The sequence below is a fragment of the Phenylobacterium sp. VNQ135 genome, from assembly GCF_049445735.1.
Classification (GTDB): Bacteria; Pseudomonadota; Alphaproteobacteria; order Caulobacterales; family Caulobacteraceae; genus Phenylobacterium.
Genome location: NZ_JBMSDS010000002.1, coordinates 612,861 through 628,466, shown reverse-complemented (window position 1 = coordinate 628,466; position 15,606 = coordinate 612,861). Strand labels below are relative to the sequence as shown.

Here is a 15,606-nt window from a genome sequence, read left to right as displayed (position 1 = left end):
GGATGCTAGGTGTTGGGCAGTTCATTCCCAGCTGGGACGCTCCATGCTCCGCACCTTCCGCGATTTCGGCCGCGCCACGGCCCTCGGCCTTCTCCTGGCCACCACCGCCCTCGCGCCCGCCGCGCTCGCCCAGGCGAAGCCCGGCGCGACGGCGGAGGTCCCGCCGATCGTCTTCAAGCAGCGGACCCTGCCGAACGGGCTGAAGGTCTTCACCTCGCTCGACAAGGCCACGCCGAACGTCACCGTTCAGGTCTGGTACGGGGTCGGGTCCAAGGACGACCCGCAGGGCCGGTCCGGTTTCGCCCACCTCTTCGAGCACATGATGTTCAAGGCCACGCGCAACCTGCCGGCCGAGAGCATCGACCGCATGACCGAGGACGTGGGCGGCTTCAACAACGCCTCCACCTGGGACGACTTCACGAACTACTACGAGGTGGTGCCGGCCAATCACCTGCAGCGCCTGCTCTGGGTCGAAGCCGAGCGCCTGTCGTCGCTCGTCGTCGATGAGGCCACCTTCAAATCCGAGCGCGACGTGGTGAAGGAGGAGTTCCGCCAGAACTACCTCAGCCAGCCGTACGGGCGCCTCTTCGGCCTCTACGTCCCGCAGGCCAGCTATACGGCGCACCCCTACCGGCGTCCGGGCATCGGCAACATCGAGGAGCTGGACGCGGCCACCATCGACGACGTCCGCGCCTTCCACCAGACCTGGTACCGTCCCGACAACGCGGCCCTCATCGTCGTCGGCAACTTCGACGAGGGTCAGCTCAACGCCTGGGTCGACCAGTACTTTGGCAAGCTGAAGCGGCCGGCGACCCCGATGCCCCGCGTCACCGCGAAGGAGCCGCCCCGCACCAAGGCCGGCGTCTTCGAGGGCTATGGCCCCAACGTGCCGCTGCCGGCGGTCGCCATCACCTGGCAGGCCACCGACGCCGCCGACCCCGACGCCCCGGCGCTCACCGTGCTGGACGCCATCCTGTCGGCCGGCAAGTCGTCCAGGCTGTACAACAGCCTGGTCTATGAGAAGCAGATCGCCGCCGAGGCGATGTCCAACGCCGACCTGCCCCAGGACCCGGGCCTCTTCATGGTGGGCGCGGTCATGGCCAGCGGCCACACCATCGAGCAGGGCGAGGCGGCCCTGCTCGCGGAGGTGAAGCGCCTGCGCGACGCCCCCCCGTCGGCCGCCGAGCTCGCCGAGGCGAAGAACGAGCTGATCGCCGGCCGCCTCCGCGAGCGCGAGACCATCGACGGGCGCGCCTTCGCTCTGGGTCAGGCCCTGATGCTGACGGGCGACGCCGCCCAGGCGAACACCGAGCTCGCCGCCCTGCAGGCCGTCACCGCCGCCGATGTGCAGCGCGTCGCCCGCAAGTACCTCGCCGACGACCGGCGGATGACCATCCGCTACCGGCCCGAGTCCGCACGCCCCGCGGGTCAGGCCGAGCCGCCGAAGTCCCCGCCCCCGAAGACGGTCGCCCGCTACGACGGTCCGATCCTGGCGTTGGCGCCCGAGGCCCAGCGTGAGAAGCCGCCGGCCATCGGCGAGCCGCTGCAGCCGACCCTGCCGAAGCCGGCCGAGCGGACGCTGCCAAACGGCCTCCGGGTGATCGTCGCCCGCTCGTCCGACCTGCCGCTGATCACCGCGGACCTGACCGTGAAGACCGGCGCCTGGGCCGATCCGCAGGGCCTCGCCGGCGCCGCCGCCATGACCGCCGGCATGCTGACCGAAGGCACGAAGACCCGCTCGGCGCAGCAAATCGCCAGCCAGACGGAGGCGCTGGGCGCCACGCTCAGCTCGGGCGCCGGCCTCGAGGCCTCTTCGGTGACCCTCAGCGTCATGCCCGACAAGGCGCCCGCCGCCCTCGCGATCATGGCCGACGTCGCCAAGAACCCTGCCTTCGCGGCCGAGGAGCTGGAGCGGCAGCGCCAGCAGGCCCTCGACGGCCTGCAGGTGGCTTACCAGCAGCCGGGCAGTCTGGTTGGGCTCGCCAGCTCGCCGGTGATCTACGGCGGTACGCCGTTCGGCCACCCGTCGCAGGGCTCGCCGGAGTCCCTGCCGCGCCTGAAGCCCGAGACCCTGTCGGCGATCCACGGCGCCTATTATCGCCCCGATAACGCCGTCCTGGTGCTGACCGGCGACATCACGCCCGATCAGGGCTTCGCGCTCGCGGAGCAGGCGTTCGGCGACTGGGCCCGCCCCGCCGCCCCGCTGCCTGCCCAGCCCCGTATCCAGCCCAGCGCGACGCCGCGCGCCGTGGCCATCGACCTGCCGGGCACGGGCCAGGCCTCGGTGAACGTCGTGAAGCCGGCCATTTCGCGCACCGACCCCGACTACTACACCGGCATGGTGGCCTCGACGGTGCTGGGCGGCGGCTATTCGGCCCGTCTGAACCAGGAAATCCGCATCAAGCGGGGCCTTTCCTACGGCGCTCGGGCCAGCATCTCCACCGCCCGCACCACCGGGTCGTTCCGGGCCTCCGCCCAGACCAAGAATGAGTCCGCGCCCGAGGTGCTGGACCTGATCAAGGCCGAGATGGCCAAGCTCGCCGCTGAGCCCGCCTCCGCCGACGAACTGAAGGCCCGCAAGTCTGTGCTGGTGGGAAGCTTCGGCCGCGAGCTCGCCACGTCCGGCGGCCTGGCCGACATCCTGGGCAACCTGGCCGTCTATGACGTGCCGCTGGACGAGGTCAGCCTCTACACCCGCAAGGTCGAGGCCGTGCAGGCGACGGACGTCCAGGCCTTCGCCCGCCGCGTCTTCGATCCCGCCCAGTCCAGCGTCATCGTCGCCGGAGACGCCAAGGCGTTCTCCGCCGGCCTGAAGCAGCGGCTGCCGAACCTGGAGGTCGTACCGGCCGCCGAACTCGACCTGGAGAGCCCGACGCTCAGGAAGCCCGCATCGTCCAGCCGCTGAGGTCGCGTTCGCGGCCCATCAGCGCGAGGCCGGCGGCGATCGACTCCAGTTCGGCGCCGGTCTCGATCCGCTCGGCGGGGAAGCGGCGGTGGAAGATCTCGCGGACCGCCGGCACCAGCGACGAGCCGCCCGTCAGGAACACGCGCTCGATCTGGTCGGCGCGAAGGCCGGCGTCGGCCAGTGCCGCGTCCACCGCGCCCTCGATCAGCGCGAGCTCCGGCGCGATCCAGCTCTCGAAGTCGCTGCGGGCCACCTGGCCGCCGATGTCGATCGAGCCCGCCTGGAAGCGGAACTCGGCCTGCGTCTCGAACGACAGCGCCTCCTTCAGCCTGGAGACCGCGCGGTACAGCCGATAGCCGTGGTTCTCGTCCAGCACCTCGATCAGCCGCTCGATCTTCTCGGGCTCGACGGCGTCGCGGGCGAGCTTGCGGATGTCGCGCATCTCGCGGCTGGCCCGCATGAGGGCGAGCTGGTCCCAGCGCGCGAAGGTCGAGTACCAGCGGTTCGGAACCGGCAGCACCTTGCCGATCGAGGTGTAGCTCGACCCCTTGCCGAGCTCCGGCGAGACCAGGCGGTCGATGATCCGGTAGTCGAAGGCGTCGCCCGCGACGCCGACGCCCGCGCGACCCAGCGGGGTCGCCCGCAGCTCACCCGAATGGCGCTCGAAGCGGATGATCGAGAAGTCCGAGGTGCCGCCGCCGAAGTCGCCGACCAGAACGGTGGCGTCGTGATCCAGCTCGCGGGCGAAGAAGAACGCCGCGCCGACGGGCTCGTAGGCGTAGCGGACCTCCTTCACGCCCATCCGCCTGAACGCCGTCTCGTAGCGTTCGAGCGCCAGCGCCTCGTCCGGGTGAGCGCCCACGAACCGCACCGGGCGGCCGACGATCACCGTCTCGGGGATCTGGCCCAGCCGCTCGCCCGCGTAGTCGCGGACCTTCAGCAGGAAGGTCGAGAGCAGGTCCTCGAACCGGTAGCGGCGGCCCAGGATCTGGGTCTCGGTGAAGCTGGACTGCGCCGAGAAGCTCTTGAAGCTCTGGATGAACCGCGTCTCGGCCGGGTCCTCCACATAGGCCTCGATCGCCCACGGCCCGGCCGCGATCGAGCGTTCCGACGGCAGGTCGGGCGGGGCGTAGAACGACAGGCATGAGCGGAAGGCGAACAGCTCGCCTTCCGGCGCCGGGAACTTCACGAGTTCGGCCGGGCCGTCGCCGCCCGCCAGGGCGAGCACGGTGTTGGTGGTGCCGAAGTCGATGCCGAGCGTGCTCGGCGGGCTCGTACTGGGCCAGGTCATGGGACGCGCTCCTCTTCGGGGACGGACGGCGGACCGCCCGCTCCCCGTCGGCGCGCGACCCTAGGCTTGCTTGCGGATGACCGCGCGCATCAGCTCTCGACCTCCGCCAGCGGACGGTCGTAGGCGCACAGGGTCGCCTGCTGCAGGATGCGCGAGACGGAGGCCGCCAGCGGGCAGATCTGCACCGCCTTGTTGAGGCCGAGCAGGATCGGGCCGATCACCGTCGCCCCACCGATCGACTTCAGCAGCTGTGTCGAGATCGCCGCCGAGTGGATGGCCGGCATGATCAGCACATTGGCCGGACCGGACAGGCGCATGAACGGGTAGTTGCCCCGCCGCTCCGGCTCCAGCGCCAGCTCAGGCGGCATCTCGCCCTCGTACTCGAAGTCCATGCCGTCCATCTCGTCCAGCATGGCGACGGCCTGGCGCACCTTCTCCGAGCGCTCGCCCATCGGATTGCCGAACGCCGAGTAGCTGAGGAAGGCGACCCGGGGCTTGTAGCCCAGCGTCTTCACCGCGCGGGCCGCCTCGATGGCGATCTCCACGAGGTCTTCGCTGTCGGGCATCTCGGTGACGTTGGTGTCGGCGATGAACAGCGTCCGGCCCTTGGCCAGCACCACGCTCATGCCGATGACCCGGCCGTCGGGCGCCGGATCGATCACCCGCAGCACCTCCTCCAGCACCTGGTCGTAGGCCCGGGTCACGCCGGTGACCATGCCGTCGGCGTGGCCGTGGGCGACCATGGAGGCGGCGAACGCGTTGCGGTCCTGGTTGATCAGCCGCTGCACGTCGCGGCGCAGGTAGCCCTCGCGCTGCAGGCGCTTGTAGAGGTTGTCTGTGAACTCGGCGTTCCAGTGCGACAGTCGGGCGTTGATGATCGACAGCTTCGCCTCGGAGGGATCGAGGCCCACGAGCTTCATGTTCTCGTGGATCAGCTCCTCCCGCCCGACCAGGATCGCCTCGCCGAGGCCGCCCGACTGGAAGCCGTAGGCGGCCCGGATGACGCTGGGCTCCTCGCCTTCGGCGAAGACGATCTTCTTCTTCGGACCGGCGAGCACGGCGCCCTGCAGCTTCTGCAGGAAGGCCGCGGTCGGATCGAGCCGCTGGGCGAGCGCCGCCCGATAGGCGTCCATGTCCTCGATCGGCTTGCGGGCGACGCCCGTGTCCATGGCCGCCTGGGCCACGAACGGCGGGATGTACCAGATCAGCCGGGGGTCGAAGGGCGTCGGGATGATGTACTCGGGCCCGAACTTGAGCTGCGTCCCGTGATAGGCGGCGGCCACCTCGTCTGGCACGTCCTCGCGGGCGAGCTGCGCCAGCGCGTTCGCGCAGGCGATCTTCATCTCCATGTTCACCCGCCGGGCCCGCACGTCCAGCGCGCCGCGGAAGATGTAGGGGAAGCCCAGGACGTTGTTCACCTGGTTCGGGTAGTCGCTGCGCCCCGTGGCGACGATGGCGTCCGGGCGGACGGCATAGACCTCCTCGGGAGTGATCTCCGGATCGGGATTCGCCATGGCGAAGATGATGGGCTTGGGCGCCATCGACTTCACCAGCTCGCCCGACAGCGCGCCCTTGGCCGAGAGGCCGATGAACACGTCGGCGCCCTTCAGCGCGTCGGCCAGGGTGCGGGCGTCGGTCTCCACCGCATGCGCCGACTTCCACTGGTTCATGTCCTCGGTGCGGCCGCGGTACAGCACGCCCTTGCGGTCGACGGCGATGACGTTCTGGTGCGGCACGCCCATGGCCTTGATCAGCTCGAGCGTGGCGATGCCCGCCGCGCCGGGGCCGTTCAGCACCACCTTCACGTCCTTCAGGTCGCGGCCGGTGATGTGGCAGGCGTTGATAAGGCCGGCGGCCGAGATGATCGCCGTGCCGTGCTGGTCGTCGTGGAACACCGGGATGTCGAGCAGCTCCTGCAGCTCGGTCTCGATCCGGAAGCACTCGGGACTCTTGATGTCCTCGAGGTTGATGCCGCCGTAGGTCAGGCCGATGTTCTTCACGACGGTGATGATCTCGTCGGCGTCCTTGGAGGCCACCTCGACGTCGATGGCGTCAACGTCGGCGAAGCGCTTGAAGAGGACGCCCTTGCCCTCCATCACCGGCTTCGAGGCCAGGGCGCCCAGGTCGCCCAAGCCCAGGATCGCGGTGCCGTTCGAGATCACCGCCACGAGATTGCCCTTCGACGTGTAGTCGTAGGCCGCCTCCGGATCCTCGGCGATCTTCAGCACCGGCACCGCCACGCCCGGCGAATAGGCGAGCGAGAGGTCCCGCTGCGTCGTCATCGGCTTGGTGGCGGCGATGGCGATCTTCCCCGGACGGGGCAGGCGGTGGAAGCTCAGGGCTTCCTCGTCGGTGAAGGTGCGTTTTTCGGCGTCGCTCATGCGCGCGTCAGTGCCCCCTTGGCTGGGCGCGGATACAGGAAGGCGCGCAACCTATAGAGCGGCGCGGCTGCAAACAACCTTCCCCAGCGGAACAAGGCCGGAAGGCAAATTCATCCTTCGACAAATTTGCGTGCGCGGGGAACCCTTCGAGAGCCCAGGCAGTTTCATCCCCTGCAGGGGTGTGGGGGCGTGCAGGGAGCATGCCTATGAGAGAAGTCCTTTCCGCCGCCGCGGCCGTCGCGGCGCTCGGCCTCGCAACGCCGGTCCTGGCCCAGACGACCTCGACTGCGGGTTCGACCCCGCCGGCGGCCTCGTCGACCGGCGCCCAGCCCGGCGCTGCGGCCGGCGCGACCACCGACGATGCAGCCGGCCAGGCGTCCGGAACGACGGCGGGCGCGACCGCTGACACCTCCGCAGGGGCGACCGCCCCGAGCGCGGGTGCAGCCGGCGCCAACGCCAGCGTCACGGCCGGCATGACCGTCAAGGACAAGACCGGCGCGAGCATCGGCCAGGTCGCCGACGTCAAGAGCGACGGCGGCAAGACCATGGCCACGATCAAGATGGGCGCGGACACTTTCGCCGTGGACGCGACCAAGCTGGGCGTGGCCGACGGCGCGGCGACGATCAACGCCAGTCAGGCCGAGATCCAGCAGATGCTGAAGAAGTAGTCTCCCTCACGCACCACGAGGGACGACCACAGGAAGGCGGCCGCGGCGACGCGGCCGCCTTTTCTATGCACCGAACAGCATCTCCAGCGTGGCGTCCGCGACACGGGCCAACTCGTCCGTCGTCGAACCCGTGCGGGCCCGGATCGACAGGGTGTGCATCGCGGCGGTGATCATCGAAGCGGCCGCCGCCGGCCGAACGCCGGGCGCGAGCTGGCCCGCGTCCTGCTCGAAGCGGCGGCGGAACAGCGCCTCGGTCTGGTCGATGAAGTCGGCGGCCAGGGCCCGGACCTCGGGGTCTTCCACCGCCTGGGTCACGGCGGTGCCGACGACGAAGCAGCCCCGCTGGGCGATGTCGCCGGCCTGGTAGATCTCGATCGAACGCTCCAGGACGAAAGACGTCACCGCCCTCAGCGGCCGCTCCGCCGACAGTGCGCGGCTGAGCCCGGCCAGCGCCTCGTCCCGCGAGCGGCCCAGCGCCGCCATGTAGAGCCCGTGCTTGTCCCCGAAGGCGGCGTAGAGGCTCGGCCGGTTCAGGCCCGTGGCGGCCGCCAGGTCGTCCAGGGACGTGGCCGCATAGCCCTGGTTCCAGAACACCGCGCGCGCCTTCTCGAGCACGACCTCCGGATCGAAGCTCCGCGGTCGGCCGCGGCGCCGCTCGTCTTTTTGTACCATCCCGCAAACAATCCTTGACCCCCGCTATTTTGTGCGGAACGGTATAGATATCAACCCCGAGAGACGGAGCCTGCCCATGGACGTCTACTATTCGCCCCTCGCCTGTTCCCTGGCCAGCCGGATTGCCCTCTACGAGGCCGGGGCGGAGGCCCGTTTCCATCGCGTCGACACCAAGGCGGGCCGCACCGCCGAGGGCGAGGACTATCGCGCCGTCAATCCCAAGGGCCTGGTGCCCGCCATCCGCACGCCGGACGGGGAGGTGCTGACCGAGAACGCGGCCGTGCTGCAGTACATCGCCGACGCCTATCCCGAGGCTGGCCTCGCGCCGCAGGGCTTCGAGCGCTACCGCCTGCAGCAGTGGCTGAACTTCATCAGCTCGGAGCTGCACAAGTTCGTCTTCACGCCCCTGCTCAGCCCGAAGTTCGACGACGCCGCCAAGGCCGTGGCGCGGGAAGCCGGGGCCGAACGCTTCGCCCACCTGGACGCGCACCTCGCCGGCCGCGAATGGATCCTCGACCGGTTCAGCGTCGCCGACGCCTATCTGGCGGCCGTGCTCAACTGGGCCCAGGCCGTGCGGTTCGACCTCGACGAATATCCGGCCGTGATCGCCTATCGCGACCGGCTCCGCGCCCGCCCGGCCGTCGCCCGCGCGCTTGGCGAGGAGTTCGCCGAATACCGCCTCGCGGCCTGAGGACACCGCGGCCGCGGCCTTCCCCGGCGGCGGCTGCGGCGGGAGCGCCGCGGGGGACCAAAGTCGCGGCGCTCCCACAGCCTTGCCTTGACCCCGCGCCCCGGCTCGCGTGACTTTCCGGGCGAGCTTTCCGGAGGGGTCGTGGCCGCACCGATCAAGATCGCCGTCGCCGGCGCCCTGGGCCGCATGGGCCGTGTCGTCACCGACGCCCTCTCGCGGGACCCCGCCTTCGCCCTGGCGGGCCGCTTCGACCGACCTGGCGCAACGGGCGAGGGTCTGGCCGACGCCGACGCGGCGATCGCCGCCTGCGACCTCGTGATCGACTTCACCATCGCCGCCGCCTCAGCCGAACTCGCGCCGCGTGTCGCCGCCGCCGGCAAGGCCCTGGTGATCGGCTCCACCGGGTTCGATCCGACCCAGCTCGCCGTCATCGCCGAGGCTTCGAAGCGCATCCCGATCGTCCGCGCGGGCAACTTCTCGCTCGGCCTCAACATGCTGATGGGCCTTGTGGCCAGGGCTGCCCGGGCGCTGCCGGCCGAGGCCTGGGACATCGAAGTCGTCGAGGCCCACCATCGCCGCAAGGTGGACGCGCCGTCGGGCGCCGCCCTGATGCTGGGGGCCGCCGCCGCCGAGGGCCGCGGCGTCTCGCTGAGCGAGGTGGAGCGCCGCAGCCGCGAAGGCATCACCGGCGAGCGGCCCGTGGGCCAGATCGGCTTCGCCGCCATCCGCGGCGGCGGGGTCGTGGGCGAGCACAGCGTGATCTTCGCCGCGGAGGACGAGATCCTCACCCTCGGCCACTCCGCCCGGGACCGGACGCTCTTCGCCCGCGGGGCGCTGGCCGCCGCCCGCTGGGTCGTGGGCCGCCCGCCTGGCGAGTACGACATGCAGGACGTGCTCGGCATGAAGGGGACCTGAGGCCGTGGCCGACCTCCTCGACCTCGACGCGACCGCCATCGTCCAGGCGCTGGCCGGCAAGCGGGCGTCGGCGGTCGAGCTGCTGAAGGCGGCCCTCGCCCGCCACGAGAAGACGCACGCGGCCCTGAACGCCGTCGTCGCCATCGACCTCGAGCGCGCGCTCGAGCGGGCGCGGGCGATCGACGACCAGCGGAGCAAGGGCGATCCGCTGGGGCCGCTGGCCGGCGTGCCGATGACGGTGAAGGACACCTTCGACGTCGCGGGGATGCCGGCATCCTCCGGAATCGCCGAGCTGCGCCGCCGGCTCGCGGAGGACGCCCGGGCGGTGGCCCTGGTCCGCAGCGCGGGCGCGGTCATCTGGGGCAAGACCAACGTGCCGGTCATGGCCGGCGATTGGCAGACCGCCAACCCGCTTTACGGCGCGACCCGCAACCCGTGGAGCCTGGAGCGCACCCCCGGCGGCTCGTCGGGCGGCGCGGCGGCGGCGCTGGCCGCCGGGGTCACGCCCATCGAGATCGGCTCGGACATCGGCGGCAGCCTGCGCGTGCCGGCCAGCTTCTGCGGCGTGTTCTCGCACAAGCCCACCTGGGGCATGGTCAGCCAGCGCGGCCACGTCCCCCCGGCGCCGGGCTCGTACGCCGAACGGGACCTCAACGTCGTGGGCCCGATGGCGCGCTCGGCCCGCGACCTGCGCCTGCTGCTGTCGGTGATGGAGGACGGGCCGCTCGCGCCCAAGGCGCCGGGCGCCGACCTCACCTCCGCCCGGATCGCGCTGTGGGTGGACGAGCCCGCCTTCGTCCTCGATCGCCAGGTGCGCGACGTCGTCCTACGGCTGGCCGGCGAACTCGCCGCCGCCGGCGCGACGGTGGAGCCGATCCCAAGCCCCGTCGACGTCAACCAGCTCCTCGGCGCCTATCAGGTGCTCCTGGGCTCCGTCCTGGCCGAGGACCTGCCGGGCCGCATGCTGGGCTCGATGGAGCTGACCCGGCCGCTCGCCAAGCTCGCCGTGCGCCGCGGCGCCCCGCCGTTTTCCACCGCCGCCATGACGCTCGCCTATACGGCCCGTCACACCGAATGGATGGCGGCCGACGCCGTCCGCGCCCGGCTGCGCCACGAGATCATGGGCCTGTTCGACCGCTTCGACGCCATCCTGGCGCCGATCGCACCCGTGGCGGCCTTCCCGCACGACACGCGCCCGTTCCAGAAGCGGGTGCTGACGGATTCCGAGGGCCGGACCCACCCGTACATCTCGATGGCTCAGTGGATCGCGCTCGCCACGGCCCTGAAGCTGCCCGCCACCGCCGTGCCGGCCGGGCTGGGCGAAGGCGGGCTGCCGGTGGGCGCCCAGCTCATCGGACCGCCCGGCGGGGACGGCCGGCTGCTGGCCCTGGCGCAGTCCATCGACGAGGACATCCGCGGCTTCCTGCCGCCGGCGCTCTAGGCCCTATTTCGAGCCGGTCGAGCCGAAGCCGCCGGCGCCGCGGGCGGTCTCGTCCAGCGCATCCACCTCGGTCCAGGCGGCCTGAACCACCGGGGCGATCACCAGCTGGGCGATGCGGTCGCCGCGACGGATATGAAAGTCCTCCTCGCCGAGGTTGGCCAGGATCACCTTCACCTCGCCGCGGTAGTCGGCGTCGATGGTGCCCGGCGTGTTCAGGCAGGTGACGCCCGACTTCAGCGCCAGGCCCGATCGCGGCCGCACCTGGGCCTCGTAGCCGGCCGGCAGGGCGAAGGCGTAGCCGGTGGGGACGGCGAACCGCGCGCCCGGCTCGATCGTCAGAGTCTCGCCGTCGGCCACCGCCGCGCGCAGGTCCATTCCCGCCGCCTGGGCGGTCTCGTAGGCCGGCAGCGGCAGGCCCTCGCCGTGGGGCAGGCGCAGGATCGGGACGACGGGTGCGGTCACTTGAACTCCTCAGCGATGCGAGCGGCGAGCCTCCTGGCCACCTCGGCCTTCGGCGCCTGCTCCCATCGCTCGATTCCCGCCTTGGACACTACCGCCACGGCGTTGGCGTCGCCGCCCATGGTCCCTTCGATGCTGACGTCGTTGGCGACGATCCAGTCGCAGCCCTTGCGCTCCAGCTTGGCCATGGCGTGGGCCTCGACGTCATCGGTCTCGGCGGCGAACCCCACCACCAGCTTCGGCCGCGCCTTCGACTGGCTGAGCGTGGCCAGGATGTCGGGGTTCTCGACCAGGCTGATCGCCGGAGGCCCGCCCGCGTCCTTCTTGATCTTGCCGGCGCCGACGCTCTCCGGCCGCCAGTCGGCCACCGCCGCGACGCAGACGGCGATGTCGGCCGGCAGGGCCGCTACGCAGGCGGCCAGCATCTCGCGCGCCGTCTCAATGTCCACCCGCCTCACGCCGGCAGGCGCCGGCAGCGCGGTGGGCCCGCTCACCAGCGTCACGTCCGCGCCCAGCTCGGCCAGCGCCCGGGCGATGGCGTAGCCCTGCTTCCCCGAGCTGCGGTTGGTCAGCACCCGCACGGGATCGATCGGCTCGGCGGTCGGCCCTGCCGTCACGACGGCGCGTCGGCCCTTGAGCGGGCGCGCACCCGCGCCGGCCAGGGCGTCCTGGATCGCCTGGAAGATCGTCGCGGGCTCGGCCATCCGGCCCTCGCCGTACTCGCCGCAGGCCATGGCGCCCTCGTCGGGCCCGACGAACAGCACGCCGTCGGCCTTCAGGGTCGCGAGGTTTCGCCGGGTGGCGGGATGCTCCCACATGCGCACGTTCATCGCCGGCGCCATCAGGACGCGCTTGTCGGTGGCGAGCAGAGTCGTGGAGGCGAGATCGCCGGCCAACCCGTTCGCCGCCTTGGCCATCAGGTCGGCCGTCGCCGGCGCCACGACGACCAGATCGGCCGACCGGGAAAGCTCGATGTGGCCCATCTCGGCCTCGTCGGTGAGCGAGAACAGCTCGGAATAGACCTTGTCCTCGGCCAGAGCCGACAGCGACAGCGGGGTCACGAACTCCGCCCCGGCCTTCGTCAGGATCGGCCGCACGCCGACGCCCGCCTTGCGGAGCAGCCGCGTGAGCTCCAGCGCCTTGTAGGCGGCGATGCCGCCGCCGACGATGAGGAGGACCCGCTTCTCGTCCAAGGCTCGCCGCCCCTTCGCGAATGAGGGCCCTCATGTAGGCGAATGCGCAGGACTCGACAAACCGGCGCAGCTGTGTTCTCAGTTCGTTCCAGCTCGGCATTAGGACGGAGAACGAGATGGTTCGGGTAGGGAAGGCGCTGCTCGTCGGCGCGGCGGCCTCGGCGCTGATGCTGTCGGCCTGCGACAACGGCCCTTCGGCGGTGGCCGAACACCAGGCGGCGGGGACCCAGATGGCGGTCCCGCACGAGACGGCCCGCGAGGACGGGGAGACGCGCGAAACGGCCCGCGTCGATCACCGCGACGACCCGGTGAAGCAGATCGACGGCAAGCCCATGTGGTCGGCCAGCCGCCGCTACTCGGCGGAGGACAACGCCCAGCGCGCCTTCGAGCGCAACGGCGAAGCCTTCGGCGCCGACACCCGCGACGCGTTCGTGAGGAAGGCCCACGCCTTCGTCGACAAGCCGCCGCGCGGCACGCTGACGCTCACCCGCGCCAACGGCGACACGCTCTTCTACGACCCGAAGGGCAACGTCTTCGCCATCGCCACCAAGGATGGCGCGCCGCGGACCATGTTCAAACCGGACGACGGCCCGGCCTACTGGGACGAGGTGAAGGCCCGTGAAGCCAAGCGCCAGTCGCGTCAGGCCTCGCGCCGCGACGCCGACGACGACGCCTAGCCCAGGGCCATTCCGGCCAGGAACGCCGCCCCGGAAACGACGGCGCCCAGGGCGAACCAGAGGAGCGGATGGCCTTCGCGCCGTTCCTCCACCACCGCAACCGCGGTGGGCGCGGGCGGGTCCTGGACGAGGCGGGCGAGGTTGCGCATGGCGATCTCGGCCTCGCCGGCGAAGCGCTTCAGCCGCGTGGCGGGCGACAGCTCGCGGGCGATCCAGCGGCGCACCACCGGCTCGGAGGCCGCCCAGATGTCGTGATCCGGGTCGATGCGGCGCGCGACGCCCTCCACCGTCATCATGGTCTTCTGCAGCAGCACCAGCTCGGGGCGCAGGCGCATGTCGAAGAGGGCGGTGATCTCGAACAGCTGGGTCAGCACCCGGCTCATCGGCACCTCGGCGGCCGCCCGTCCGAAGATGGGCTCGCCCACCGCCCGCAGCGCCTGGGCGAAGGCCGAGACGCTGTGGCGCGCCGGCACATAGCCCGCCTCGAAGTGGACCCGGGCGATCTGCTCGTAGTCGCGGTTCAGGAAGCCCCAGAGGATCTCGGCCAGGTAGCGCCGCTCGGGCGCGCCGATGCGGCCGACGATGCCGTAGTCCACGGCCGTGATCTGCGCCGGGGCGGCCACGAACAGGTTCCCCTCGTGCAGGTCGGCGTGGAAGACGCCGTGGTCCAGCGCCTGGGCGAGGAACGCCCGGATCAGGTTGTCGGCCAGGGCCTTGCGGTCCAACGCCGGGTCGGCCAGCACATCCTCGTCCGACAGCGGCCGGCCCTTGGCCCACTCCATGGTCAGCACGCGCTTGCCGACGCCGTCCCACACCACGACGGGGGCGGCCATGTAGCCGTCCTCGGCCATGACCTCGCCGAGTTCGTCGGCGCCCGCGGCCTCCAGCCGCAGGTCCAGCTCCAGTTCGGTGGCGCGGATCACCGTCTGGGCGAAGCCGCGGGGCTCCAGCCGGCGCGCCGCCGGGACCCAGCGGTTCACCAGCCGGGCGGCCAGGTCCAAAACTTCGGAATCCTCGGCGACCCGCCGGGCGATGGCCGGACGCAGCACCTTCACCGCCACCCGGCGGCCGTCCAGCAGCACCGCCTCATGCGCCTGGGCCAGCGAGGCCGCCGCCACGGGCTCGCCGAAGCTGGCGAACAGGGTCTCGATCGGCCGTCCCAGGGCGTACTCCACCTCGGCCCTCGCCACCGCCGTCGGGAACGGCGCAAGCCGATCCTTCAATCTTGAAAGATCCTCGGCGAACTGGCGGCCGAAGATGTCCGCGCGCGTCGACAGGAGCTGGCCTAGCTTGATCGCCACCGGCCCCAGCCGCTCCAGCGATCGCGCCAGCCGTTCGCCCGGCCGCCCGTCGCGCGCCTGACGGCCGCAGAACAGCCGCAAGGCCCGGGCGACGGTCCGGACGCCCGAGGAATAGAGCGCGTCCAGCTCGCGCGGCAGCAGGGCGTCGTTGCGGACGAGGGTCCAGCCGGCCCCGATCAGCCGCAGGAAGGCGCTAGGCCCGGCCATGGGCCTAGATCGCCCGGCCGGTGTGGAGCGCGGCGACGCCCGCCGTGAAGTTGGTGAAGCCCACCTGGGAGAAGCCCGCCTCGGAGATCATGCCGGCGAAACGCTTCTGGTCGGGAAAACGCCGAATGCTCTCGACGAGATACTGGTAGCTCTCGCGGTCGCCGGCCACTCGGGCGCCGATCTCCGGGATCACCTTGAACGAATAGGCGTCGTAGGCCTTGCGCAGGGCCTCGGTCGTAGGGTGGGAGAACTCCAGGCACAGGAACCGGCCGCCGGGCTTCAGCACGCGCCGCGCCTCGCGCAGCGCCGCCGGGATGTCGGTCACGTTGCGGATGCCGAAACTGATCACATAGGCGTCGGCCGTGCGGTCAGGCACGGGCAGGCGCTGGGCGTCGCCCACGGCCCAGACGATCTCGGGCTCGAAGCCGCGCTCCCGGCCGGCCGCGATCATCTCGGCATTATAGTCGATGACCACCACCTGGGCGTCGTCGCCGCCCCGGCGCTCCTGCACCCGCCGGGCCATCTTCGCGAACCGGCGCGCCATGTCGCCGGTGCCGCCGGCCACGTCCAGGATCGTCTCCCCCGGCTGCGGATTCAGCCGCGCGGCCACGGCGTCCTTCCAGAGCCGGTGCACGCCCCCGCTCATCAGGTCGTTCATCAGGTCGTAGCGGCGCGCCACGCGGTCGAAGACGCCGCGCACGAGGCCCGCCTTCTCGCGGGCGTCCACGTCGCGGAAACCGAAGGTGGCGGTGGGTCCGGTCATGGGCGGCGTCTTAAACGCTGAACCCTCGACGCGCCAGCGACG

At 71.4% G+C, this 15,606-nt stretch carries 13 protein-coding genes; 6 read left to right on the top strand and 7 right to left on the bottom strand.

Annotation, left to right across the window (positions count from 1 at the left end; all coding sequences use genetic code 11):
* The first annotated feature begins 43 nt into the window (after positions 1 to 43).
* Positions 44 to 2,905, top strand: coding sequence for a M16 family metallopeptidase (locus ACO2Q0_RS08885; RefSeq protein WP_423351136.1), 2,862 nt, complete (start codon positions 44 to 46; stop codon positions 2,903 to 2,905).
* Here ACO2Q0_RS08885 and ACO2Q0_RS08880 read toward each other — a convergent pair.
* A complete protein-coding gene (locus ACO2Q0_RS08880) occupies positions 2,877 to 4,196 on the bottom strand; it encodes an Hsp70 family protein (protein ID WP_423351135.1) in 1,320 nt (439 codons plus the stop codon). The genes ACO2Q0_RS08885 and ACO2Q0_RS08880 overlap by 29 nt on opposite strands.
* Positions 4,197 to 4,285: 89 nt before the next feature.
* Positions 4,286 to 6,577 (bottom strand): NADP-dependent malic enzyme, encoded by a 2,292-nt coding sequence (locus ACO2Q0_RS08875; protein WP_423351134.1) that lies wholly within the window; start codon positions 6,575 to 6,577, stop codon positions 4,286 to 4,288.
* 206 nt (positions 6,578 to 6,783) lie between these two features.
* Here ACO2Q0_RS08875 and ACO2Q0_RS08870 point away from each other — a divergent pair, with 206 nt between their 5' ends.
* Positions 6,784 to 7,245 carry a hypothetical protein gene (locus ACO2Q0_RS08870; protein WP_423351133.1) on the top strand — a complete coding sequence of 154 codons (462 nt, stop codon included), beginning with the start codon at positions 6,784 to 6,786 and terminating at the stop codon, positions 7,243 to 7,245.
* 63 nt (positions 7,246 to 7,308) lie between these two features.
* On the opposite strand, the gene ACO2Q0_RS08865 is transcribed toward ACO2Q0_RS08870, so the two are convergent.
* The gene (locus ACO2Q0_RS08865) at positions 7,309 to 7,917 is read right to left on the bottom strand and encodes a TetR/AcrR family transcriptional regulator (protein WP_423351132.1); all 609 of its coding nucleotides are present in this window, start codon (positions 7,915 to 7,917) and stop codon (positions 7,309 to 7,311) included.
* Positions 7,918 to 7,993: 76 nt separating this feature from the next.
* Between ACO2Q0_RS08865 and ACO2Q0_RS08860 the strand changes: the two genes are divergently transcribed.
* From ACO2Q0_RS08860 to ACO2Q0_RS08850, 3 genes are all read left to right on the top strand, one after another.
* Complete coding sequence (locus ACO2Q0_RS08860; RefSeq protein ID WP_423351131.1) at positions 7,994 to 8,608, top strand: glutathione binding-like protein; 615 nt, start codon at positions 7,994 to 7,996, stop codon at positions 8,606 to 8,608.
* A gap of 141 nt (positions 8,609 to 8,749) precedes the next feature.
* On the top strand, positions 8,750 to 9,523 hold the full coding sequence (dapB, locus tag ACO2Q0_RS08855) for a 4-hydroxy-tetrahydrodipicolinate reductase (protein WP_423351130.1): 774 nt from the start codon (positions 8,750 to 8,752) through the stop codon (positions 9,521 to 9,523).
* A 4-nt stretch (positions 9,524 to 9,527) separates the two neighbouring features.
* On the top strand, positions 9,528 to 10,964 hold the full coding sequence (locus tag ACO2Q0_RS08850; protein ID WP_423351129.1) for an amidase family protein: 1,437 nt from the start codon (positions 9,528 to 9,530) through the stop codon (positions 10,962 to 10,964).
* Positions 10,965 to 10,967: 3 nt separating this feature from the next.
* Here the strand turns inward: ACO2Q0_RS08850 and dut are convergent, their stop codons facing one another.
* Both dut and coaBC read right to left on the bottom strand, forming a co-directional pair.
* The gene (dut, locus tag ACO2Q0_RS08845) at positions 10,968 to 11,426 is read right to left on the bottom strand and encodes a dUTP diphosphatase (protein ID WP_423351128.1); all 459 of its coding nucleotides are present in this window, start codon (positions 11,424 to 11,426) and stop codon (positions 10,968 to 10,970) included.
* Positions 11,423 to 12,616, bottom strand: coding sequence for a bifunctional phosphopantothenoylcysteine decarboxylase/phosphopantothenate--cysteine ligase CoaBC (gene coaBC / locus ACO2Q0_RS08840; RefSeq protein ID WP_423351127.1), 1,194 nt, complete (start codon positions 12,614 to 12,616; stop codon positions 11,423 to 11,425). The genes dut and coaBC overlap by 4 nt, the downstream gene beginning before the upstream one ends.
* Before the next feature lie 116 nt (positions 12,617 to 12,732).
* On the opposite strand from coaBC, the gene ACO2Q0_RS08835 reads away from it, so the two are divergent.
* A complete protein-coding gene (locus tag ACO2Q0_RS08835; protein WP_423351126.1) occupies positions 12,733 to 13,293 on the top strand; it encodes a hypothetical protein in 561 nt (186 codons plus the stop codon).
* Here the strand turns inward: ACO2Q0_RS08835 and ubiB are convergent.
* Positions 13,290 to 14,801, bottom strand: coding sequence for a 2-polyprenylphenol 6-hydroxylase (gene ubiB / locus ACO2Q0_RS08830; RefSeq protein ID WP_423351125.1), 1,512 nt, complete (start codon positions 14,799 to 14,801; stop codon positions 13,290 to 13,292). The two genes, ACO2Q0_RS08835 and ubiB, sit on opposite strands and share 4 nt — an antisense overlap.
* 4 nt (positions 14,802 to 14,805) lie before the next feature.
* The gene (locus tag ACO2Q0_RS08825; protein WP_423351124.1) at positions 14,806 to 15,564 is read right to left on the bottom strand and encodes a class I SAM-dependent methyltransferase; all 759 of its coding nucleotides are present in this window, start codon (positions 15,562 to 15,564) and stop codon (positions 14,806 to 14,808) included.
* Positions 15,565 to 15,606: the final 42 nt, after the last annotated feature.